This window comes from Brevibacillus sp. DP1.3A (genome assembly GCF_013284245.2).
GTDB lineage: Bacteria > Bacillota > Bacilli > Brevibacillales > Brevibacillaceae > Brevibacillus.
Map to the genome: position 1 here is coordinate 5,957,118 of NZ_CP085876.1, position 24,214 is coordinate 5,981,331.

A 24,214-nucleotide genomic window follows, 5' to 3' on the forward strand; every position below is an offset into this window, starting at 1 on the left:
CATTATCGATGCGAATAAGCTTCCCGGATTGCTTCGTGATCAAAAGACGACTTTTTGAACTACCTTTTTGCGATTGGCCTGTATTTGCATTTGCACATTATCCTTTTTGAATAGGGGCAAACTTCGCTAATAGCTTTTTAATGCCAGTCGGGCTTGGGAAAGCAATGTCGAGCTCCATGTCGTCGCCCGTTCCTTTTACTTTCACGACCGTACCGTTGCCCCATTTGCCATGTGCCACTCTGTCGCCAACCTTCCAATCAACGCCTGCTCCTTGACCGTGTCCAGGCAGTTTTTCACCCGCCGGACGAGTAAACGTAGCTGGCGTGCTGCTTGGGGTTCGCTGACCCATGCCAAATTTCGGAGCAGAACCTGCTTGTGAAGAGGACGCTCCAAATGGTCTCGCTCCCGTGTCACGTCCGAATGCACTGCCATCACGCTGTCCAAATGCACTGCTACGTCCACCGCCAAAGCTTCGGTCCGCTGTCGCTGGATTTCCTTCCAACAGCTCAGCTGGAATTTCTTGCAGGAAGCGAGACGGCGCATTCACATTGGTCCGTCCAAACAACGTCCGCATACGGGCACATGTCATGTACAGACGTTCCTCCGCCCGTGTAATTCCTACATAAGCCAGTCGGCGCTCTTCCTCCATCTCGGCATCGTCAAACAAAGAGCGGCTATGCGGGAAGACACCCTCCTCGCAACCAACCAGGAACACGACTGGGAACTCCAGCCCTTTGGCGCTGTGCAAGGTCATTAATACAACCTGCCCCTCCGCCGATACTTCCTCCTGGGCACCATCATCTCCCAAGGAATCAATGTCTGCCACCAACGCGAGGTCAGTCAGGAAGGCTAGCAAGCTCTTGTCTTCATTTTTGCGCTCGAACTCCTGGGTTACAGACAGGAACTCCTCGATATTCTCCATACGAGCCTGTGCTTCCAGCGTTTTCTCTTCTTTTAAAGAATCGCGGTATCCAGAGCGCTTCAGCACTTCTTCCACCAGCTCAGTCACACTCAAGTAATCGGTCATTTGCATCAAATTCGAGATGAGATCATTAAAGGACAGGATCGCATTCGTCGTACGTGAAGGCAGCCCCATGTAAGCCGTCTCCTGAATCGCTTGGAAAAGGGACTGGCCATTTGCGTTCGCATACGCTTGCAGCTTATCTACCGTCGTATCCCCGATATTTCGCTTCGGTACGTTGATGATGCGCTGCAAGCTGATATCGTCATCCGGATTGGAGATGAGACGCAAATAAGCCAAGATGTCCTTGATCTCTTTGCGATCGTAGAACTTGGTTCCGCCGACGATGGTGTACGGCATGTTCGATTTGATGAAAACTTCCTCGACCACACGAGACTGTGCATTCGTCCGATAAAGGATCGCGAATTTGTCGTAGCTCTTGTACTGTGCCATCTGCTTGCGGATCGTATCGACGATAAAATACGCCTCGTCGTGCTCGGAATCACCCTGGAAGCACATGATCTTGTCGCCGCCTGGATTCTCTGTCCAGAGCTTCTTTTCCTTGCGCAGCTTGTTGTTGGCAATAACCTGGTTCGCTGCCTGCAAAATCGTTTTAGTGGAGCGATAGTTTTGCTCGAGCTTGATGAGCTTGGCTTCGGGATAGTCTTTTTCAAAGTTTAAAATGATCGAGATATCGGCACCGCGCCATTTATAAATACTTTGGTCAGCATCCCCCACGCAGCATACATTTCGAGACTTGTCTGCCAGCATGGAAATCAAAAGGTATTGCGCCCGGTTTGTATCCTGATACTCGTCAACGTGTATGTAACGGAATTTCTTTTGATAAAACTCCAATACTTCCGGCACTTCTTTAAACAGTCGAACTGTCGTCATGATCAGATCGTCGAAGTCCAGCGACTGGTTATTTCTCAGCTTTTTCTGATAAGCCGTGTAAACCTTTGCTGCCACTTGTGCAAATGGATCGCCCGCAAGACGCGTATAGGTTTCTGGATCGGTCAGCTCGTTTTTCGCTCCACTGATCGCTGCCAAGATCGAACGCGGCTCATACTGCTTCGGATCGATGTTCAATTCTTTTAAACATTGCTTGACGACAGACAACTGGTCACCAGCATCCAAAATGGAAAAGCTGCGATTGATGCCGAGTCGGTCGATATCCCTGCGCAAAATCCGCACACACAAGGAGTGAAACGTCGACAGCCATGCATCCTGCGCTGCCGCTCCGCCAATAATGGCAGCCACACGGTTTTGCATCTCCCGTGCTGCTTTGTTGGTGAAGGTGATCGCCAAAATGCTCCAAGGCGCTACCTGTTTGGCACTGATCAGGTATGCGATTCGCTGAGTCAGTACTTTGGTCTTGCCGCTACCCGCACCGGCCAAAATCAAGACGGGGCCTTCTGTTGTAAGGACTGCTTCCCGCTGCTCCGGGTTCAGGCCTGCTGTGATACGATCTGCAAAAGACATATGTATAAATCCACCTTTCCACGTTCCCTAGACGAAAGCATATGTTCCTATTTTCGCACAGATCGCAATGGAGTTCCAGTTCGTATCCCGAACAGGAAACATCATCCTTTCGGCAGCAATGGCTCGTACATCAAATATGCCTGATTCTGCGTCAGCCATTCTTGATCCATCCATTCTCCTGCCAGCGTGTAAACATCACGATACAATTCATTTTTCCGTTCATACCCTCCCCAAATCGAAGGATAAATCTCATGTTCTTTCTCGATAATGACATACGTCCGTGTCGGTGGCATGTCTGAACGCCACTCGCCTACCAAATGTGTATCGGTCAGATTAACATGCAGTTGAAAGGGCTGATGCGTGTTGTTGGCGATTTGCAAATCCAGATAGTTATAGAAACAAGTCGCTCCACTTCCGAACGGCTGTGTCCGATTCGAATCGGGAAAAACATCGTAGCTATGACGATGTCGTTCCGTCACTGTCAATGGTGTATGCAGGGTCATCCAGTACAGCAGATTGGAGAGCTGACAAAGCCCTCCGCCAACTCCGGCTGTGACGCGTCCCTGTGAGAGCAGCATGCCCTCTACATAGCCTTTGCTACGGGTCGGCTTGCCAATCTGCTTCCAGTACGAAAAGGTTTCTCCAGGATGAATAAGCAACCCGTTCAGTCGTGCAATCGCCAGACGCAAATTGATCACTTTGTTGTGCTGCATCCACATTTCCACGTTCTGCAATGGGCGTAACAAAATCGTTTGATGAGAATAATGAACATAACGCAACCATTCGCTTCTTTTCTCCTGAGCAAACCTCGTTTGACCAAATGTCCATTGTACATACCTTTTCCAACGAAAATAGGCCATGCCTGCAGCAAGACGCCACTTTCCCCGTGCGATCGGTTTCATTGTGCACCCCGACTTCCTGATTATTACAATAGACGTAGGGATTTAGGATGAAGTTGCGGTCGAATATGGGAGATCCCCTCACTTCTTACACTTTTGTAAGCGAGACGTAAGCAAATGCCATTTCTCCTCCATCTCCGGATGAGCTAGGATAGGAAAAGTGCGCGATCGGACGACGAACAACGAGAGAAGGAAGTGATGGGATTGAAAGAAAACACACCTACCATGAACCAACGAATTGATACATTAGATACCGTACGAGGCTTCGCCTTAATGGGCATTCTCCTCGTCAATATCGTGGCATTGCTGTATGCACAAACACCTGTGATCGGAAGTGTGGACCACTGGCTGTTCCAGTTTTTCAATTTCTTTGTGGAATCTCGCTTCTTCGTGATCTTTTCCTTCTTGTTTGGGGTGGGCTTCTATATATTCATCAGTCGAGCAAAAGCAAAAGGGGCCAATAGCACCGTTTTGTTCATTCGGCGTCTGATTGCGCTACTCGCTCTTGGCTTTGTGCATAAAATGTTTCACCCTGGCGAAGCACTCTTCATCTATGCCATCTTCGGATTCATCTTACTGCCTTTTTATCGATTAAAGGCGCGAACCAATCTGATCATCGGCCTTATTCTTTCAATAGCTGTCTGTGCTACCGGCTTCAAGGCGCTTTTAGTGCTTCCGTTATTTATTTTGGGACTCGCTGTCGGGCAGTGCGGGGTCTTTCAGGACATTCCGAGATTTTTGCCAGTGATTAAAAAAGTGCAGGGAGTGACCTTCGTCCTTTCGTTAATCGGCTTGTTTATCCAATACCGACTGACTCCAGCTGATCCAGCAATGGGTGGAGCGAATCTGGTTGTAGACGATACCATGTCGGAAGAAACCCTACAGCAGTTGATGAACTACACGATTGCCTTAACCTCCACAGGTCTTGTCATGGCTGCCTTTTACACGACGACCTTGATTCGGCTGCTGCAAAATAAAACCGTCCAGACCATCCTCTCTCCACTGACCAGCTATGGGCGCATGGCTTTGACAAACTACGTCGGACAAACCGTATTGATCCTTGTGGGAAGCTATTTGTTCGATTGGTTTGGCAATCTCGGCTATCTGCAAACGACACTGATCTGCCTTGGTATCTACGTGGTGCAAATGGTATTTAGTGTACTCTGGCTGGCTGTCTTCCGCATGGGGCCACTTGAGTGGGTATGGCGATTATTTACGTATTTGAAAATCACACCGCTGCGGAAATAAACAATCAAAGACCCCAGAAAAGCTGCCTGACAGCTGATCCGGGGTCTTTTCTTATTTTTTCGCCAAGTATTTACGAATATCAAAAGCAACGGCTGCCACAATGATGAGTCCTTTGATGATGAGCTGCCAGTATGGGTTTACTCCGATAAACGTTAGACCGTAGTTGATGACGCCAAAAATAAGGACACCGGCAAGCACACCTGGAACGGTACCAATTCCTCCAGACGTCGAGACTCCACCTACCACACAGGCTGCAATGGCGTCCAGCTCGTACATGTTGCCGTAGTTGTTCGTCGCGCCACCTGTCCGGGCTGCCTCCAGAACACCTCCGAGTCCATACAGGGCACCAGCAATGGCATAGATAATCATGAGGTTGAAAGCGACGTTGATCCCGGAAACAGTTGCGGCCTGCATGTTGCCTCCGATGGCGTACATGTTTTTACCAAGCCGTGTTTTGTTGAAGATCACCCAGACGATGAACGCAACCATGATCGCAATGATGACGATATACGGAATCGAATACGGGCCACTCGGACCGATGTACCCTGTCCCAAGATGATTGAAGTCACTGCGTAGTCCAGCGATTGGCTGTGATTGATTGGGCTCCATATCAAAATAGATGGAGTTGAACCCGTACACGATGACCATCATGCCCAACGTGGCGATAAAAGGGGGCACACTAAAACGAGACACAATAATGCCGTTGATCAGGCCAACTAACAAGCCCGCAGCAATTGCAATGAGAATAGGGATAAGCAACGGCAAATCGGGTAAATCCGGGAAAAACCTCCGCGGATAGTCTTGGCTTTGCAGCATCGAGGCGGAGATGACAGCCGTCAATCCGACGACTCGCCCCGCTGAAAGATCCGTTCCGCCTGTAATAAGAACAAACGCAGCACCCAAGGCAATAATGGCTCGAGTTGAGGATTGCATCAAAATATCCCGAAGCGTTGTAATGGAAAGAAAATTGGGATCGTAAATCGCTATTCCCGCTATCAACAAAACCAGAACGATATAAATGGCATTTTGCGTAACAAAGCCTTGTACCTGTTTAGCAGACAACTGTGACATGCCTGTTCCCCTCCTTTCTCATGCAAGATGTTTGGTAGCCAGCCGCATGATCTCTTCTTCGGTTGCCGCTGGGCCTGACAAAAAACCGGAGAGCCTACCCTCGCACATGACCATGATCCGATCTGACATTCCAAGCAACTCCGGCATTTCCGAGGAAATCATGATGATGCCTTTTCCCTGACTCGCCAGCTCCGCGATGATCGTATAGATTTCGTATTTGGCGCCGACATCGACCCCACGCGTAGGTTCGTCCAGCAATAAAATATCCGGATCAGTCAAAAGCCACCGCGCCAGCAGAACCTTTTGCTGATTGCCTCCTGACAGGTTTTTGATCAGTGCTTTCATAGAGGGAGTCTTGACGCGGAGCATCTCGATGCTGCGGCTGACATCGGCTCTACACTTGCGCTCATTGAGGAGCAGAAAAGGGGTTTGGTAACTGGACAAATTCGCAATGACCGTATTTTCCAAAATCGATAAGACAGGAATGATGCCGGTGACGCGCCGCTCCTCCGTCAAGAGTGCCATTTTGTACTTCTTCGCATCCTTCGGTGATTTGATCCGTACCTCCTGACCGTTGATCGACACTTTCCCTGCTGACACCGCGCGCAGTCCAAACAATGCCTCAATTAGTTCTGTTCGTTGTGCGCCCACGAGGCCGCCTATGCCCAAGATTTCTCCTTTGCATAATTCAAACGACACGTGCTGAAATGATTGGGAAAATGGGGAGGTCAGTCCCTCTACCTTCAAAATCGGTTCCCCCGGCGTATTGGAACGACTCGGGAAACGCTGCGTCAGGTCCCGTCCGACCATTTTGGAGATGATCAGGTCTGTCGTCAGCTCAGCTGCCCGCCAGGTTCCAATGAGCTTGCCATCGCGCATGATCGTCACGTCATCCGCAATCCGTAAAATTTCTTCCATCTTGTGTGAAATATAGATGATGGCGACACCTCTGCTCTTCAGTTCACGGATGATCGCAAATAGCTGCTCCACCTCGTTTCCCGTCAGTGAAGACGTCGGTTCGTCCATAATGATCACTTTGGATTGGTAGGAGACAGCTTTGGCAATTTCAAGCGACTGTACCTTGGATACAGATAGGTCACGGACAACAGCGTGCGGATCTAGGTCCATACCCAGATCAGCAAACAGCTTCTCCGTATCCGAAAGCATTCTTTTCTCATCCACAAACGGAAAAGGACCGATTCTTTTGACCGGAAAACGTCCTAGCCATATGTTTTCCATGACATTGCGAAAGGGCACCGGATGCAGCTCTTGATGAATCATGGAGATGCCATGTGTCAGCGCGTCCTTTGAGCTGCTCATCGTCACCTGCTCATTGTTTAACACGATTTCTCCCGCATCTGGTCGATAAATTCCGAAGAGACACTTCATCAGGGTCGATTTGCCTGCTCCATTCTCTCCCATCAGTGCATGGACTGTTCCGGGACGGACTTTTAGCGTGACATCCTCGAGGGCCTTAACCCCAGGAAATTCTTTATGAATGTGGTTCATTTCCAACAAAAACGCATGCTGGCCCATGCGAATACCCTCCTTTTTGCAAAATCATCCCCATCACCGAAACAGGAGAGTCGGATTCGTCTCTTCACCGACTCTCCTGTTTTTTTATTTCGCGTCGTTCATGTTCTCCTTGGTGATTTTTTTATAGGGTACCCACACATACTTGCCGTCCGTAATGTCAAAGCCTGTGGAATCTTTTGTTGGCGTTTCACCCTTTGCCAAAGACGCCGCAATGCTAAGCGTTGCCTTTCCTTGGTTGTTCGCATCGTTGAGGACCGTTCCGAGCAAGGTTCCCGCCTCCAGCTCCTTCAGTGCAGGCGCTGTGGCATCCACGCCAACAACCGGCATATACTTGCCATTCGCAAAATAGCCAGATGCCTTCAGCGCTTCGATTGCCCCTAGTGCCATATCGTCGTTGTTGGCAAGAACGGCTTCGATCTTGTCACCGGATGCTGCGAGGAAGGCTGCCATCTTTTCCTGCCCTTTTACGCGATCCCACATGGCCGTATCTTCCGCGACCTTCTCTACCTTAATCCCTGCATCTTCAATCGCCTTCACCGAAAACTTCGTCCGCAGCTCAGCATCCTGATGCCCTGGCTCGCCTTTTAACATGACGTATTGGAGGACACCATCCTTGTTTTTATCTGCTTCCGGATTTGCCTTCCAGTAATCGACGATCAGTTGCCCAGAGATCGTGCCGGATTCCTCCGCTTTTGCTCCCACGTAGTAGACCTTATCCCACTTCTGCATATCCTCTGGCATCGGCTCACGGTTGAAGAAGACGACAGGAATATTGGCTTGCTTCGCCTTGTCGATAAGGACGCCAGCAGCTGTGCGATCCACCGGATTGATGGCGAGGGCATTTACCTTTTTGTTAACGAACAAATCCACTTTGTCATTTTGCGTAGGCTGGGCATTTTGGCTGTCTACAATGTCCACTTCCGCTTTGCCCTCCGCGGCTTTCGAAATCGCATTGCGCACTCCTGTCATGAACGTATCATCGAACTTGTAGATGGCGACTCCGATTTTGGGATTCCCCGCAGGAGCCGAGCCTCCCCCGGACGCTGCCGGCTGCGAACCGCCAGATTGTGAGCATCCAACCACCGAGAGTGTAACTGCGGCTACCAATGTAGTGGCAATCAGCTTTCTCATTCGAAAATCCCCCTTTATCCCCTATGTTTACATCTGATATACACCAAATGTAAGCGTTTTCCAGAACGTGTTCCATCGAAAATCCTGCGCATTTTTATCAAAATTCTCATCTGTTTTTCGGTGGCCTATTTTACGAAGGGGAAGAGGAGCTTTTGATTCTCCGACCAGAACATATTCTCCCGATCGATTACTTTTGTTCCGGTGTCGACCAGACTGGGCACTGCTTCTCCGTTGCTCGCTTCGACTGCGTATTTGACGCCGAGATATCCCATCGATAGCGGCTTCTGGATGATCGTCGCGGAAATGATTCCTTCCTGCAAATACTCCAGCACTTCCGGCGGGCTGTCGATTGCTACGATTTTGACTTTGTCCCGTAGCCCACTGTTTTCCATTTCCTCGGCCACACCGATCGCTGTACTGGCATCGAGTGCAATCACTCCTTTCAACTGCGGATGCTTGCGGATCAGTTCACGAGTCCACTCACCGATCTGCTTTTTATCCAAGGGAATATTTTCGTTGGCAACCAATTCGACCTGCGTTTCCCGTGGGAGCAAATCGAGGACGCCTTGTTCTCTTCGTTTGGCATTTGCTTTTACCCGATCTGTGCCGAGCAATGCGATTTGCCCCTTTTTTTCGATCAGGTACACCATTTTTTCGAATGCCTTCATGCCCATATCGTAGTTATCCGTCCCAATGTAGCTTTTGACGGCTGAATCTTTTCCGACTGTGTCGAGTACAAGGATCGGGATGGCCCGCTCCCTTGTCAGCTTGATGGCTTCTCGCAAAACTTGCTCGTCACTAGGTGCCACCACGATTGTCTCGGAGCCATCTGCGATTGCCTGCTGCACCAGTTCCATTTGCTTGCTGGCATCCTCCTCATAGTCCGGCGCGTAAAAATTCAGGTTACGCTCATATTCCTTGGCAGCCATCTCCGCCCCGAGCTTGACCGTTCGCCAATAATCGCCGTGCTTCATACGGACGATCAGCGCCACTGTCTTTTTCTTGTCTACTTCCCCATCCGTAAGCGGAGCACTACACGAGTAAAAAAGCGTCACCGCCACCAGAACGACCAGTCCGTATACGCTAAAACGTTTCACCGCTGCTGTCCTCATAAACGATCTCGCTCCTCTGCAACCTGGCGCGGAATCCATACACGCACAACAGTCCCCTCTTCCTGTTCGCTCGCGATTTCCAAACCGTACTCTTCGCCAAAGGTCAAGCGGATGCGCTCTTGCACGTTTTGAATCCCAACGCCCGAGCCTTCTTCGCTTTTGTAATAGCCAGCTTTTACTTGTGCAAGAACATCAGGGGACATGCCCAAGCCATTGTCACTTACCTGAAGTAACACCTTACCGTCGATGAGTCCTGCATATATGCGAATCCGGCCCGGATCAGCCAAATGCTCAATCCCGTGGTAGATGGCGTTTTCCACAATCGGCTGAAGCAGTAACTTCAGCGTCAGACAGTTGAGCACTTCATCTTCATCCTCGAGCACGATCTCATACTCAAATTTTTGCTTGTACCTCATTTTTTGAATAATGAGATAATGACGGACATGCTCCAGCTCTTCCCGCACCGTGATAATGTTCTTGCCTCTGCTCAGGCTAATCCGAAACAGCTTCGACAACGAAGTAATGGTGGTGATGACATCCTCGTTTTTTCCGTTGCCGACCATTCTGACCACAGAGTTCAACGTGTTGTACAGAAAATGCGGATTGATCTGCGCCTGTAGCACCTCCAGCTCGCTTTTCCGTTTGGCTTCCTGTTCCCGAATGATCTGGTGCATCAATTCCCTGACCTTCGCGACCATCAGATGAAAACGCAAGGAAAGCTGTTCGACCTCATGGCTTCCTCGGATCGGCTCACTCTCTGAAAAGTCTCCCTGCTCCACCTTTTCCATGGATCGCTCCAGCAGCTTGATCGGTCGTGATATTTTCGCAGAGAGATAGTGCAGCACGAACAACACAATGACAATCACAAAGATGAGCAGCCAAAAAATGAAGCGACTGATTTCTTTTTTGGTCGTCACAATCTCATCCATGTAGGAAACCCCAATGATTTTCCAGCCTAGCTGATCGATCGTCTTGATGGTAATCAAGCGTGTTTCGTCCTGTGTCTCTTCTACATAGCTGCCGTAGGAATGCTTCAGCGGCAAGGAACGGTTTTCATTTTTCAATCCGACGTAAATCAACTGCTGCTGCGGATGGTAGACGATGTTCCCGACCAAATCGATGATGTAGACGTACCCCTTTTTCCCCAAGCCCACTCTCTGGCACAGGTCATCGATCTCTTTGAAATTCACATCAACTAAAAGTACGGCAGGAATTTCTCCGTCAGGTCCGTGGAGAAGGATTTCCCGACTCATCGAGACGACCCAGGTGTACTCCCCTTTAAACAAGTTCTGGATATGCGGGAGCGAAAAGGACAAGTTCGTCGGGTCCTCGATCGCCTTTTGGAACCAGCTCTGTTCAGTCAAACGAGTGTTGCTCCTCAATACTTTGGAAGGAGTTGTGGCCAATAGCGTTCCGTCTCGTGTAAAAACTGCGATGGAGACGATGTCCTTTCTCGTTTCTACGATTGTCTCAAGCTGTTCGCTCAGCTTGTCTGCCGTGAGTCCCTTGCTTCTTCTGATCTTGTCATCGACGAGTTCGAAAATTTGCGTCATCCCATTCAAATAACTGTCCAGATTGTATTTCACCTGCTCCAGGATTTGCTGCGTGTGCAGATAGGCGTTTTGCTCTGCCGTCTGCGCAAATTTTCCGTACAGCATCACCCCGACAAACAGCATGACGAGTACCGTCACGAGTGTAAAGGAGGTGGTAATGATAAATTGAATCCTTTTGACCTTGATCACCGCGAGCAATCGTTTCATGGGTTAACCTTCCTGCTCGCTCTGACTTCGATACTCTTTAGCGGACATGCCTGCATACTTGCGAAAGCTGAAGCTAAAGTAATTGGGATCGGTATATCCTACTTTCTCCGCGATTTCAAAGGACTTCAAATCGGTCGTCCGCAAAAGCTCCTTGGCCTTTTCCATGCGCAATGACAAAAGATAGGACACAAAGGTGGTTTTCGTCTCTTTCTTGAAAATACCGCTAAAATAACCGAGGCTGATGTGCAGATGATCGCACACCTTGTGGATGGATATGTCGGGAGAATGATAATGCGCGTGGGTGTAGTCCAATGCTTGGGTGATCAATCTCCTGTACGTCGTTTGCCGTCCGCTTGCGATACTCGCCATGATGCGTTCACAGATTTCTGTGATCTGTTCTCGGGCATCCTCCCTACTGGTAAAAGTCGTCATGACCTGCAACAGATAGCGTTGCCCACCAAACAGTTGATCCATGTCAACTTCGGCACGATGGGCCGTCTTCAAAATGGTCGTCATAATCTCCAACAAATAAATTCGGTAGTCCTCAATGGATACGGAGACACGCGCCACTTGATCAAATAATTCATCAATCACGATCCGAAGCTCCGCACTCGTCCCCATTTTGATGCACCGAACCAACTCATGCTCTCTTCTCTCATCGAGGCGTATCTGCTCACTCGCTTGCTTTTCCACGTCATTGATCACAATCATCCTGTTGCAGCCGAGGATGCTTTTGTAATCAAGTGCCTGCATGGCGTCCTCATACGAGTAAGGGAGTGCCGCTACACCTGTCACGACATTGCCGATTCCGATGGTTACCGTGATGCTCATATATTTTTCAATCGTTCGCCTGATTTCTTCTGCGAGATTTTGTGTTCGCACTTCGATTCGCTGCGTGTCATCTGCTTTTGTTCGCATGAGCAGCACGACCTGATCTTCATGGAGAAACACGATCCCCTCCTGCTTACCTGCGTTCATTTGCTCTTCTGCGATATTTTTCACAGCAAAAAGAAACAGCTGCTGCTCCTCCTGCTTGGGCTGGTCTACACAGATAACCGCCACGAGATACTCGGAACTCCTGAGCTCTATCCCGTATTCACATGCTTTTGAAAAAACATCGTTCTGCACGAGCTGACGACTCAACAAAGATGATAAAAAAACTTCCCGCAAAACCGGCAAGCTTTTTCGATAGCTATCGCGCAGCAGCTGAACATTTTCCCGATGAGCCGCCTCTTCGTCCATCCGTCGCTTGACCTTGTCCAGCGCTTCCATCAGCTCACTCGCGGAAAACGGCTTGAGCACATATTCATCAATTTGCAGCTTCACGGCCTTTTGCGCGTACTCGAACTCATCAAACCCAGTCAGGATAATGATGCGAATGGCAGGGTACTCGCGCCCGATGGACTCCGCCAGTTGAAGTCCGTTCATAAAGGGCATCTTGATGTCGGTTACGACGACGTCCGGTCGCAGCCTCTCTACCAGTTCCAATGCCTCTCTTCCGTTTTCTGCTTTGGCAACCACCTCGTATCCGTGGTTATGCCAGTCAATTTCTTGACTAACCCCTTCTCTTACATCTTCTTCGTCATCTACCAATATCAGCTTATACATAGGCACCTCCCGCTGTTGTACTTGTACAACGGGAGGCGATTGTTTTCCTGCAAATGGAATTAGTATGGCGCTACCAAGTCTTATTCAGATCATTTGCATAGAACAGAATCGCTTTTTGATAGGCCAAAATCGTAGGATCGCTTGAGGTTTCTGCGAGGTTTTTCAGGAGGAGATTCATGGCTTCGTGGTGCTTCCCGAGATTGTAATACGCCATGGAAAGAAAAATCGGAAAGGAACGGTCACAGGGGAACTGTTGCATCCCCCTCGCGAGCGTAGCTGCTGCCTGCTCGTATTGTCCCAGCGTGCGATACGTACTGCCCAGACCCAGTAATGCCCCTTGCAGGTCGTCTTCGACAGGCAGTCCGAGTTCAATCGCTTTTTCGTAAAATGGAACAGCTTCCTTCTCCAATCCGGCTGCGTCGTGGCACCAAGCACATTGATAATGGGCGACAGGATCAGTCGGGGATTGGCTGACGAGCTGAAGGGCAAGCTGGATCGCTTCGTCCAGATGCCCTTCTTTTCGCAGATGAATGATATTTTGGATCATCGGGTTCATGTGAGCACTTCCTTTGCCTCGGTATCTCTCTTCCCCCTAGCGTAACAGGGCAGCTTGGCAAGGTGAAGACGCAAATTATGTGCCCTGCAAGGATTTTGCCCGCTCTCTTTCACTTCTCCTTTGTCGGTACGCTCTCATCCACGACCAGCCTAATATGAGAAACGGAACCAGAACCAACAGGATCAACAGGATGCCGTCCCAAAACTCCCACGAGTGAAGCGAAGCATTTTTCATGTCGTCAGCGATGATCCAGATAAAATCAAGCGCCATGCGTAGCTGATACTGGACAAAGAACCAGATTCCCCACAACGATCCAATCAAGTAGACCCAGCTATACCAGCGGATGACTCTTTTCTCATGGTCGGCTACGTACTCCCATTCCTCCTGCTCATCCTGCGTCAAGGAACGGAATTTCGCTTTTAGAAACAGGCGTGTATTCACCATCAAATTGGAGCATTGGAACTTGGTTGCCAACACGTAATACAAGTCGGTTTGCATGAAAACCATGAACTGAAAGGCCAAAGCCATGAGCAGGATCACATTCAGCATACGAATGAATGCTTCCATGAAAGGCACAAGCGTTAGCCAGCCTTGATCATTCGCAAACAACAGAATCACACCGATTCCTATAAACATCGCATCCCAGGACATTCCCGCCAAAAACGCCCTGTATCTGCGCTGTGGCTCGACGAGAACAATGTTGGACATATTCGTCTCTGCTACGGCAAAAACAAGTCGATGCCCCAGACCGATGCGACTGCCGATTCCCAATGATCGGGCCGCCATTAAGTGAGCCATCTCATGAAAAAATAGAAAAACCCAAGTGGCCACGAAAGAAACCACAACCGAAACCGTCACGGAAGAAGAAACAAAAATATCGGAATAGACCGGGATATACTTGCCCGTAAATACACAAATCAAAAGACCTGTAAAAAATAAGATACCGTATAATCCAAAGGCAACACGATTAAAGAAAAACTGACCCGTACCCTGCTTGATCCAAGAGAAATGATCCACAACCGGTACTGGCTCGTTGACAACTTCTCCATCTACCATGAACACAAATTGATAGGAAGCAATTAAATCTTGTGCAAAGTCAAGCACATCCACAGGTTCGCCCAACTGTTCTTCCATGATCTTCGCGACTTCATTGATGCTCTTCCCTTCATCCAGCATATCGATGATCTCGACACCAATGGCTGGAAGCACAATGAAATTGCTGATATCCGTTCGTCCAATGAGGATCTCTTCCTCGTTTTCCGCCCGACGCGCAAGCGGGTGCATCTTGAGAATACTATCTCCCGAGATATTCAATTGACAGACACCTTCCTCTCTTACAGGAACGACTCCTTACTTTGCGAGCACTTCATTTCTCTTGATATGAAAAATCGGCTCCGTTCCGCTGCCACCCCCGCAAGTCGGGCATTCGGCTTCATTTCGCTCCCACTCAAAAAACACGCTCTTTTCCAACGTGTTGAAATCGAAAATGATAAATTTGCCCGCTGATTGTACCGGAGCGATTCCTGTCAAATACCTGATTGCATCGGAAGCCATCATTCCCGTAATCATCATGGTGTTGGGTGCAATGGTGGCGGTAGGCAGAACAAAGTTGGTATCGAGTAGCCTTTGGATCAACTGCGGATAGTCCTCGATCTGTGTAGAACGATGCAAATGCATGCAGTCGATACAGCCCGTCTTGCCCGGTTCTACCATGAAGAACTGTCCTTCGATGAGGTTGAATCCCCCAGCAATGAACGGGATTTGCAGCTTGGTGCAGGCATGATTCACCCATCTCTGCAAAAAGAAAAAGGGCTGATCGGCTGCGAGCATCACGAGGTCACTTCCCGCAATAACCCGCTCCACGTCTTCGCTAGACTTGATTTGCATCGTCTCTGTTTCAATCAATACCTCAGAATGAAGCCTTCCGATGAAATCACGTGCCGCTTCCACCTTCAGACGACCAATATCATGCTCGTTAAAGACCATTTGCCTGTTCAAATTGCTGAGCTCTACTCTATCAAAATCCACGAGCTTGATATGCTGGATTCCCGCTCCTACCAGATTGACCAGTAGCGTAGAGCCAAAGGCACCCATCCCTAAGATCGTCACTTTTTTTCTACTTACCTGTTCCTGTAGCTCGCTTGGACTTTGATTGAGATCGGTAAACAAGGAGAAGTAGCGGATATTCGCTTTATATCTTTCCTTTTGTTCCGAAGTCAGAACCGAAGCCTCTTCTTTTGCCTGATCCATCAGGAAGCCCAATCCACTCAGTGATTCCACTGCTTCCGATATTTCTTCATACGTAATTTCGGGGTAATCGACAACCAATAATGTATGTATTTCACCGACAGTACGAGTGCCATCCATCAGTTTGATCATCTTGCGGATGGACCCATTCTCGTCTTCCAATTCGAAGGTATAGCCAGGAGCCTCTCCCAAGCGGATCATCTGCTCTGTCACTTCATAGACGGGATGCACTGGTTTAAATAAAGGACGACGTTCCATAAAAACACCTCCCAATAGTGGGGTTCGCTAACCCGGCTCATTTTAGATGAAAAAAGGGAATAGCTCGTGTGCTATTCCCCCCTCTTTTTAAGAGAATTAAGCTGCTACTGCAGTAGTGCGAACGCTTTCAACTTTTTTCGCTTGGATTTTCATGGATAGTTCCTCCTCTCTATGATCGAAAATTAAGACAAGTTCATTATATTTCATAAATTTACAGAAATCTACAAATATTAGCAAAAAATTATATATTTTGATAATATTTGACTATTTATTTCGTAAGCAATAGGATTTTCCTTCCATTTTCTATAAAAAATCTTAAAATTCCTTCTCTTTGGGAAAAGATTATATTGTCATGTAAGGTCCACTCGATTTGGAGAAAGAATTGAAAGCTATCCCAAAAGAACTGACTCTTGTAATCAAGGAGCAAGTGAAAGAAAACAAAGATAGCAACTGGAGCGCGACCATTCCCTTGAAAAACTAAAGCGGACATGAAAAACCACCTCGCCCAATCATAAGTTGGGGAGGTGGTTTTTTAGTTGCTTGTTCTCTTAACGGCCTTCACAGTAGCCAATGCAGCAGCTAGATCGTCATAGATGACATTCCCTACGACAACCGTATCTGCAATCGCAGCCATTTCTGCCGCTTGCTCTGGGTTACGAATCCCGCCGCCATAAAAGAGGTGGGCTTCGCCCGCGCCTGCTTTGGCAGCCTTTACGATTGCCGGATCGCCGTATGTACCGCTGTACTCCATGTAGACAATCGGCAAACGACAAATATTCGTCGCTACCTGTGCGTACGCTTTGGCCTGCGAAGCATCCGCAATCGGACGTGCTTTCGTCAGCTGTGCTACGCCCGCGTCTGGATTGGCGATGATATATCCTTCTGTAATGATCTCATCCCAATGAATATAAGCGCCAAACGCTTGAAGCCCCGATACATGCGGAGCAAAAATCCAGTCTGGATCGCCAGCGTTCAGTACGAGCGGGATCAAGTACGAATCAAATCCCGGCACAACCGCATCCAGCGAAGAAATCTCCAAGACAGCTGGTACTGCGTAACGACGTAATCGCGACATCAATTCGAGTGTATTGTCATAGGTCACACCGTATGTGCCGCCTACAATGATCGCATCTGTTCCGGACTCGCAAATCGCCTCCAAGGCCTCGTCATCGATTGTTTTATCCGGGTCTAGTTTAAATGTATGGCGCCAGCCACGATAGTCAATCAACGTTGCCTGCCTCCTAGCTATTTTCCGATCCGCTCAAGCGCCATCTGGTATCCATCATTTCCATAGTTCAAACAGCGTTTGACGCGGGAAATGGTCGCCGTACTTGCGCCAGTCTCTGCTTCAATCTGATTGTAAGTAAAGCCTTTGCGGAGCATTCTCGCCACTTCCAGGCGCTGTGCGAGCGACTGCATTTCGTTCACCGTGCACAGATCGTCAAAAAATTGATAGCACTCTTCCATCGTTTCTAGGGAAAGAACAGCTTCAAACAACTGTTCGAGCCCTTTTCCTTTTAATTTTTCCAATTGCATGTCTGTCACCTCTGTTATATAGTCCGTCTTTCGAGCGGTTTCTCACTGTACAATTTTTAAGCACTAAAGCTTTCAACAATTATCTTAGAAGAAACCGCCTTCATCCGCAAGCCCTAATCCTTACTGGAACTTGAGCGACTTCGACAGACCCGGTGAGGTCGACAATATCGCCACCCATGTATTTCCTGGCAAAAGTGGTGCTTCTTGCGTCAAAGCTGCGTCCTCATAGGCACGGATGACACCATTACTGCGCTTCCATTTGACCTTGCGCGCTTTTCCTTGCTGGAATAAATAACCGTCCCCCGGGCCGATTACATCGACCGATAGACGCCCTTCTTTATCCAGCACGCGGTGTTTGGCGGAGATGACCAACAGATTGGTCGTGGACAACTGTTTCTTGTCACTCAAGTCCAAGTGCGGCTTGCCTGCCGTAAAGCGCATGTATTTCTTTTGCTCGGCATCATAGGTAAAAGCAGCTTTATTCAATGAGTGGAAAGTCAGATCAACCTGTGTAGCAGGCTCGCTTTCCTTGATCTCAGCATCCTCCGGCAGGAACGTGAAGTGAGGCACCTCTGCCGATTGACGCATCCCTTTATCCTGCATCGCTTTTTCCAAGAGCTCTGGCTTGGTGTACAGGTTATGTGGCATTTTACGGAATTTTTCTCGCCAAAAGTATTGACCGTTCGGGATTTCATCCAGATGGCTGAGGTCTTTTCGCGCCAAGGTTTCCAGCGCATCCGGACTACCTCCCGCGTGGACGAGGACCGCATCAAAACCAGTCCCGATCTGGATAAAATAAGGACGGATACTGCGGACGGGTCCAATTACTTCCGGTTTTTGGCTTTGGAATATCGCAAGAAAGCGGGTCATTTCCCCTTCGGACAATACCTCATAAATCATGTCCGCTTTGTTGACGCCTGTTTGTGGACGGGCGGGCGGAGCGTTGTTGATCATTACCATGATCGGTCGTTTGCTTCCCAGGTTTTCGTGACTGCCAAGTCCTGTCATCGGTGCCTTATACGCATACTCGATGGGCTGATTCGTTTCCGATGGCGTTTGCACAATCGGATCAGGTATCTGCGGACTAGGTTGGGTGTCCACCGGCTTTTGAGCGCAGGCCGTCGTTACGAGCATGAAGGCTAGTACCATGAGAGACGATTTGACTGTTCGTTTCATATGAATCGCTCCTTTCCATCTCTCGTTGTCTTTTTTTCCCTGTTTCTTTTTCCAGAAGGATACAGGGGAATCCTGCTTCCACACGTTTTCCACGATTCTCATACGTCCGTGCCACACATCTCGTTTTTGGCTATGCTACAATACTGATATAAAACAGATGCAAAGCGAGGCCGAAATCTATGAATACTCCCTACCTCGTCTATCTGGTGGACGATGAAACGAACCTGTTGGAGTTGCTGCAATCGTATTTGCAAAGTGCCGGATTGCAGGTGAAAGCGTTTTCTAGTGGCAAGGACGTCTTGCCGTTACTTGATGAAGAAACACAGCCACATTTGTGGATATTGGACATCATGATGCCCGACATCGACGGCTATGAGCTCTTGCGTCTCATTCGTGAAAAATCAAATGTCCCGATCATCTTCATCTCCGCTCGCGATCAAGATGTCGATAAAATCATCGGACTGGAACTGGGCAGCGACGACTACTTGGCGAAGCCTTTTCTACCACGCGAACTGGTCATCCGTGCGAAAAAGCTGCTACAGCGCACCTATGAAAAGCCCGGTGCCACTGCTTCCTCTACCCAAACTTTCCAAGATTGGGTAACCGTTGATCCTTATATGATCTCAGAAAAAGGCAGACAAGTAAAAGAAGGCGACGAACTCATTGATTTAACCACAAAAGAATTCGAGCTTATCGTCTACCTTTTACACAATCAAGGCCTGGCTTTAAATCGCGAGCAGATTCTGACCTCCATCTGGGGGGAAGACTACATCGGCTCAGACAGGGCTGTCGATGACTTGGTGAAGCGCATCCGCAAAAAAATGCCCAAGTTTCCATTGGAGACGGTTTATGGCTTCGGCTACCGAATGACACGTATATGAGCAAATTCCGGCTGAAAAACCTGCCGATATCCAGGCAAATCCTCATTTTGTTCATGATCCTGACAAGCGTCCTCGGGGTTGGCCTTGGTATCGGGTATCCACTGGCTGTCAAACAGTATCTGGTATCCAACACCTACTCGCTCTTGGAAGATGAGTTTTACACATTATCTCAGCATATCTCCTTCAATGAGCATAATGAGCTGCTGCCTGTTCCGGCTGCGGCCCCTTACTTTTTACAGCTCTTGCTCCAACGTTATGAGTACTCATTTGATATGATCGTCTATGCTGAAAACGGACGAGAGCTGGGCAGCCGAAGCAATGGCCGCATTCCGTACGAGGATGCCAAGGAGTTGTTCCAACAAGCCGCCTCGTATCCAAGCAACAAGCTCCAGCATGGTTCGTTGGACCGTGGAGCCGAGAGCTATTTGTTCGTCAGCAAAAAAATGGATTACCACGGCTTTCCCTACTACATGGTGCTCTTCTCCAAGGAACAGGAGCTCAACCAGATCAACTCGATTTTGACACGTCAGTTTTTGTTCATTTTTGGTCTGCTGCTGCTCGTAAGCTGGTTGTTGGCCGTGTGGTTTAGCGGGTATTTGAGCAGACCGCTGCGCACTCTTGAAGAGCTGTGTAAAAAAATCGCTCGTCGTCAGTTCGATATCCCGCTTACGATGGATCGCGGAGATGAGATCGGACAGCTCGCCCGCTCTTTCGATATGATGAAAAACCAACTGAAGGAATACGACGAGTCGCAGCAACATTTTGTCCAAAATATTTCCCATGAGCTCAAAACACCAATCATGGCGATTCAAGGATACACGCAAGGCCTCATAGAAGGCGTCTTCCAGGGCCCTCAGGCTGAAAAAGGGCTTTCCATCATCATGGAAGAGAGCAAGCGCCTCGAAAAGGTCGTCGGACAGCTCTTGTACATCACGAAGATCGAGTCTGTCTCTCAAATGATGCAAGTCGACCGTGTCGACCTGTCAGAGATGATGCACCTGTTGAAGCAGCGACTCTCTGTGCTCAATCCGCAAATCGAGTGGGAGTTAAATCTGGCACCCGACTTGATCGTGGAGGGAGACGGTGAGCAATTGAGCACTGCGTTCGTCAATATCATGGAAAATCAACTGCGCTACGCCAAAAGCCGACTTACCATCACAGGGAGACTCGCAGGAAAAAGCGTCGTCATCGCGATTTCCAATGATGGACCGCCTATTGAGGAGGCGCTACTGCCGAATTTGTTCCAGCGTTTCCGCAAAGGAAAGTCGGGCAAGCATGGGCTTGGACTCGCGATTGCCCGTGCCGTCTTGGAAGCACATAAAGGAACGATCGATGCCCGCAACGATCCAGATGGACCTTGCTTTACGATGATCGTACCCGTTGAATTTAAAGGCCGATTGAACTGATAGGAGGGGACCCTTGTCCTCTCTTTTTCTATTCTAAAGGAGAAATTCAATAAAGGCGTAGGAAGATACCGTGACAAAACCGAGCTTCTCATACACGTGTACCGACCCCTTTTTGCCGATGATGAAATGGCATCCCTTTTAAGCAAGACCCGATGGCGGTTCCTTCTCCTTGGACGCTGTCCGTTACGATGACGCTCCTGTCCGTTCGCAAGTACATATTCTTGTATAAAATGTACGAATCTTCTAACAAAATTCGTTCTAAAGGTGGCGTAGTTCATGACCTGTTCGCAATTTTAGCAAAGAAATCACTCCTTCTAACGATTCCCTATTGACGTTGTCGTACTTCGCGGTTAACATGGTAAAAATTTCTCTATTAAAGAGGCAGTTCAAAAAATCGAGACCAACTTCACCTAGGAGGAGAGAATCGTGGCTTTTTATTACACAGAACCATCTCGGACGTTTAATGAGTTTTTGTTGTTGCCAAATCTCACCACAAAAGAATGCACGCCGAACAATGTGGACTTATCCACTCCGATTACCAAGTATAAAAAAGGTGAAAAGCCTGCCATCTCACTAAACATACCGTTCTCATCCGCAGTCATGCAAGCAGTTTCCGACCATCATATGGCGGTCGCATTGGCTAGATGTGGCGGTATTTCGTTTATTTTTGGCTCCCAGTCCATCGAGAGCCAGGCAACCATGGTTCGCAAAGCAAAAGGCTATAAGGCTGGTTTCGTCGTGAGCCGCTCCAACCTGACACCAAGCCATACGCTGAAAGACATTTTGGAATTGAAAGAGGCATCAGGCCACTCCACCGTTGCCATTACGGAAGATGGTACGGCAAAAGGCAAGCTGCTCGGAATCGTAACGGGTCGCGATTATCGCATCAGCCGCGACTCTCAGGACAAACTCGTCAGCGACATTATGACGCCATTCTCGAAGCTGATCTATGGCAAATCTGGTATCTCGCTCTCCGAAGCCAACGACCTGATCTGGGAGCACAAGCTCAACTGCTTGCCAATCGTAGACGAAAATCAAAATCTCGACTTCCTCGTTTTCCGCAAGGACTACGATTCCCGCAAAAACAATCCGCTGTCCCTCTTGGACGCGAACAAGAGCTATATCGTAGGTGCCGGTATCAATACAAAGGACTACAAGGAGCGCGTTCCTGCGTTGGTGGAAGCAGGCGTTGATATTCTGGTCATCGACTCCTCAGACGGCTTCAGCGAATGGCAACGCGAGACGGTTCAATATGTAAAAGAAAACTTCAATGTTCCTATCGGTGCAGGTAACGTCGTCGATAAGGAAGGCTTCCGCTACCTCGTGGAATCGGGCGCAGATTTCATAAAAGTAGGAATTGGCGGCGGCTCCATCTGCATTACCCGCGAACAAAAAGGAATCGGACGCGGCCAAGCCTCTTCCCTCATTGAAGTGGCAGCAGCTCGCGACGAGTACTTCAAGGAAACAGGCATTTACGTTCCGCTCTGCTCCGACGGCGGAATCGTACACGACTACCACGTGACAATGGCTTTGGCTATGGGTGCAGACTTTGTCATGCTGGGACGTTACTTCGCTCGCTTCGACGAAAGCCCGACCAAAAAAGTGAAGATCGGCAACAACTTCGTGAAAGAATACTGGGGAGAAGGCTCCAACCGCGCTCGCAACTGGCAACGCTATGACACTGGCGGCAAAAGCAGTCTCGTCTTTGAAGAAGGCGTAGACTCCTACGTTCCATACGCGGGAACCCTGCGCGAAAACATAGACCGTACCTTGAGCAAAATCAAATCGACCATGTGCAATTGCGGGTCGCTCTCCATCTCAGAGCTTCAGCAAAAAGCGCGAATCACCGTCATCTCTGCTACTAGCTTGGTAGAAGGCGGCGCACATGACGTTATTTTGAAAGAAAGCAGCATGGCTGCTGAGTAATACAATCGACGAGTAAACACAAAAAACCAGTCTGCAGCTCACAGTGCTAGCAGACTGGTTTTTTTCTTAGGGCACCGACACTCAGTAAGAGAACGGGCAAGAACAAACCGTAGGTCAAGGAATAAGGCATCCAAATGTCCGAAACGAAAGAGTCAAAATACGGGCGGTTAGGCATCGTCGTCAATGCCACTACGATCATGATCATCCCCAGTGGAAGTGTCAAATGGCGGTAATCCCGCAGCCCCAGTGTATTTGCGATCCCAATGTTCGTGGCATAATAGCAAATGGTAATTTTGATAAAGAGCGTGATAAACCAGATGACGGCCATCAACACTTCTATTCGCTCAAAAAAATTGCCGATACTGATTTTTTGCGCAAGTGTGTAGCTTGGGTAGGCGAGCAGTACGGTAATATCGGCACCCAAGACCAAGATGGCCACGGCAGTAATCATCGTCAGGAAGAAATTCGCCAAAAGGATGCCCAAGATATAAGCTTTGGCCGCACGCGCTGGCTGTTTGACCAAGGGAAACATCACGATCAGAATGACCGTTTCCAGCAAATAACCCACGTACCTGAAGTTCCCCCCGAAAACAGGAGCTAATCCATGCGCAAGCACAGGCTTCACATTTTCTATTTTGATCTGGGGGGAAATAAATGCGATCAAGATAAAAAAAAGCAACAGAAAATACGGAAACAACAGCTCGCTCACTCGAGAAAAGGCTTCTGGACCACTGCGGACCCCCATGACGATGATCACCAGAAAAAGGACAAGAATAATTTCAATGGGGGTCTCCTGCATAATCTGCGTCGTGACAAAATCGCCAATCTCCATCAGCATGAGCGAAGCGTCGATGAAAAAATAGCTGATGAACAACACAGCCACCGCTTTCCCCAGCCACTTCCCCAATATTTCAACGCTGTACTGAAAGATCGACTTGTTCGGATACCGCATACTCAGCGAAACATACAGATAAGTTAAAAGAAAGCCTTCCCCCCACCCAATGAGGGCGGAGATCCAGGCATCTTGTTTGGCAGTGGTAGCAGTAAGAGATGGTACGTACAAAATCGCATCACCAATCCCAAAAAGCGCCACGAGTATCATGAATTGCCTTGCGCTAATATGGCCGTTGTCTAACAATTCCTCTCGCTCCCCCGCCTCGCTACTGGCTACTGCTTCATTCCACAGTTCCCAAAATGAAGTCGCTAAATGGTTTATAGACAAATGTGATCCAGTCCAACGGGTTCGGAATATTCGCCTCAAGCGATTCAGCTATGCCAAGTCCCGTCGCAACTACTAGCAAAATGAAAAAAACCAGCATTTCCCTTTTCATCGCGTTCTTTCTCAAATAAGGCACCTCAAAGAGGGCAATGAGTAGGCTGATCAGCAAAATCATCATGATGGTCCACATGCTGTGCAGTG

At 48.7% G+C, this 24,214-nt stretch carries 20 protein-coding genes; 4 read left to right on the top strand and 16 right to left on the bottom strand.

What is annotated here, in order from left to right:
* Positions 1–97: 97 nt before the first annotated feature.
* Both pcrA and HP399_RS27515 read right to left on the bottom strand, forming a co-directional pair.
* A complete protein-coding gene (pcrA, locus tag HP399_RS27510) occupies positions 98–2,443 on the bottom strand; it encodes a DNA helicase PcrA (protein WP_173618302.1) in 2,346 nt (781 codons plus the stop codon).
* Positions 2,444–2,544: 101 nt separating this feature from the next.
* On the bottom strand, positions 2,545–3,345 hold the full coding sequence (locus tag HP399_RS27515; protein ID WP_173618303.1) for a VanW family protein: 801 nt from the start codon (positions 3,343–3,345) through the stop codon (positions 2,545–2,547).
* Positions 3,346–3,540: 195 nt separating this feature from the next.
* Between HP399_RS27515 and HP399_RS27520 the strand changes: the two genes are divergently transcribed.
* Positions 3,541–4,590, top strand: a complete 1,050-nt coding sequence (locus HP399_RS27520; RefSeq protein WP_173618304.1) for a DUF418 domain-containing protein — start codon at positions 3,541–3,543, stop codon at positions 4,588–4,590.
* Positions 4,591–4,641: 51 nt separating this feature from the next.
* Here HP399_RS27520 and mglC read toward each other — a convergent pair whose 3' ends face one another.
* The 12 genes from mglC to HP399_RS27580 all read right to left on the bottom strand — a co-directional run bounded on the left by mglC (position 4,642) and on the right by HP399_RS27580 (position 18,581).
* Positions 4,642–5,661: a galactose/methyl galactoside ABC transporter permease MglC gene (mglC, locus tag HP399_RS27525; RefSeq protein WP_173618305.1), complete on the bottom strand. Its 1,020-nt coding sequence runs from the start codon at positions 5,659–5,661 to the stop codon at positions 4,642–4,644.
* A gap of 18 nt (positions 5,662–5,679) precedes the next feature.
* Entirely contained in the window at positions 5,680–7,197 is a 1,518-nt protein-coding gene (locus HP399_RS27530) for a sugar ABC transporter ATP-binding protein (RefSeq protein ID WP_173618306.1), read from the bottom strand.
* Between the two features lie 84 nt (positions 7,198–7,281).
* Complete coding sequence (locus HP399_RS27535; RefSeq protein ID WP_173618307.1) at positions 7,282–8,328, bottom strand: galactose ABC transporter substrate-binding protein; 1,047 nt, start codon at positions 8,326–8,328, stop codon at positions 7,282–7,284.
* Positions 8,329–8,453: 125 nt separating this feature from the next.
* Complete coding sequence (locus HP399_RS27540; RefSeq protein ID WP_173618308.1) at positions 8,454–9,440, bottom strand: substrate-binding domain-containing protein; 987 nt, start codon at positions 9,438–9,440, stop codon at positions 8,454–8,456.
* Positions 9,437–11,200: a cache domain-containing sensor histidine kinase gene (locus HP399_RS27545; RefSeq protein ID WP_173618309.1), complete on the bottom strand. Its 1,764-nt coding sequence runs from the start codon at positions 11,198–11,200 to the stop codon at positions 9,437–9,439. The genes HP399_RS27540 and HP399_RS27545 overlap by 4 nt, the downstream gene beginning before the upstream one ends.
* A 3-nt stretch (positions 11,201–11,203) precedes the next feature.
* The gene (locus HP399_RS27550; protein WP_173618310.1) at positions 11,204–12,808 is read right to left on the bottom strand and encodes a response regulator; all 1,605 of its coding nucleotides are present in this window, start codon (positions 12,806–12,808) and stop codon (positions 11,204–11,206) included.
* A 70-nt stretch (positions 12,809–12,878) separates the two neighbouring features.
* Positions 12,879–13,364, bottom strand: a complete 486-nt coding sequence (locus HP399_RS27555) for a tetratricopeptide repeat protein (protein ID WP_173618311.1) — start codon at positions 13,362–13,364, stop codon at positions 12,879–12,881.
* Between the two features lie 75 nt (positions 13,365–13,439).
* A complete protein-coding gene (locus tag HP399_RS27560; protein ID WP_173618312.1) occupies positions 13,440–14,678 on the bottom strand; it encodes a PqqD family protein in 1,239 nt (412 codons plus the stop codon).
* 36 nt (positions 14,679–14,714) lie between these two features.
* Positions 14,715–15,869 (bottom strand): HesA/MoeB/ThiF family protein, encoded by a 1,155-nt coding sequence (locus HP399_RS27565; protein ID WP_173618313.1) that lies wholly within the window; start codon positions 15,867–15,869, stop codon positions 14,715–14,717.
* 532 nt (positions 15,870–16,401) lie between these two features.
* Positions 16,402–17,097 carry a heptaprenylglyceryl phosphate synthase gene (locus HP399_RS27570; protein ID WP_173618314.1) on the bottom strand — a complete coding sequence of 232 codons (696 nt, stop codon included), beginning with the start codon at positions 17,095–17,097 and terminating at the stop codon, positions 16,402–16,404.
* 17 nt (positions 17,098–17,114) lie between these two features.
* The gene (locus HP399_RS27575; protein ID WP_007717484.1) at positions 17,115–17,405 is read right to left on the bottom strand and encodes a YerC/YecD family TrpR-related protein; all 291 of its coding nucleotides are present in this window, start codon (positions 17,403–17,405) and stop codon (positions 17,115–17,117) included.
* A 120-nt stretch (positions 17,406–17,525) separates the two neighbouring features.
* Positions 17,526–18,581 (bottom strand): DUF3048 domain-containing protein, encoded by a 1,056-nt coding sequence (locus tag HP399_RS27580; RefSeq protein ID WP_173618315.1) that lies wholly within the window; start codon positions 18,579–18,581, stop codon positions 17,526–17,528.
* Between the two features lie 179 nt (positions 18,582–18,760).
* Between HP399_RS27580 and HP399_RS27585 the strand changes: the two genes are divergently transcribed.
* The 3 genes from HP399_RS27585 to HP399_RS27595 all read left to right on the top strand — a co-directional run bounded on the left by HP399_RS27585 (position 18,761) and on the right by HP399_RS27595 (position 22,794).
* The gene (locus tag HP399_RS27585; protein WP_007717481.1) at positions 18,761–19,462 is read left to right on the top strand and encodes a response regulator transcription factor; all 702 of its coding nucleotides are present in this window, start codon (positions 18,761–18,763) and stop codon (positions 19,460–19,462) included.
* The gene (locus HP399_RS27590) at positions 19,459–20,868 is read left to right on the top strand and encodes a sensor histidine kinase (RefSeq protein WP_173618316.1); all 1,410 of its coding nucleotides are present in this window, start codon (positions 19,459–19,461) and stop codon (positions 20,866–20,868) included. Before HP399_RS27585 ends, HP399_RS27590 begins: the two co-directional genes overlap by 4 nt.
* A 426-nt stretch (positions 20,869–21,294) precedes the next feature.
* Positions 21,295–22,794, top strand: a complete 1,500-nt coding sequence (locus tag HP399_RS27595) for an IMP dehydrogenase (protein WP_173618317.1) — start codon at positions 21,295–21,297, stop codon at positions 22,792–22,794.
* A 46-nt stretch (positions 22,795–22,840) separates the two neighbouring features.
* Here the strand turns inward: HP399_RS27595 and HP399_RS27600 are convergent, their stop codons facing one another.
* Together HP399_RS27600 and HP399_RS27605 are read right to left on the bottom strand one after the other, a co-directional pair.
* Positions 22,841–23,932: a GerAB/ArcD/ProY family transporter gene (locus HP399_RS27600; RefSeq protein WP_173618318.1), complete on the bottom strand. Its 1,092-nt coding sequence runs from the start codon at positions 23,930–23,932 to the stop codon at positions 22,841–22,843.
* A gap of 37 nt (positions 23,933–23,969) precedes the next feature.
* Positions 23,970–24,203, bottom strand: coding sequence for a hypothetical protein (locus tag HP399_RS27605; RefSeq protein ID WP_069847262.1), 234 nt, complete (start codon positions 24,201–24,203; stop codon positions 23,970–23,972).
* Positions 24,204–24,214: the final 11 nt, after the last annotated feature.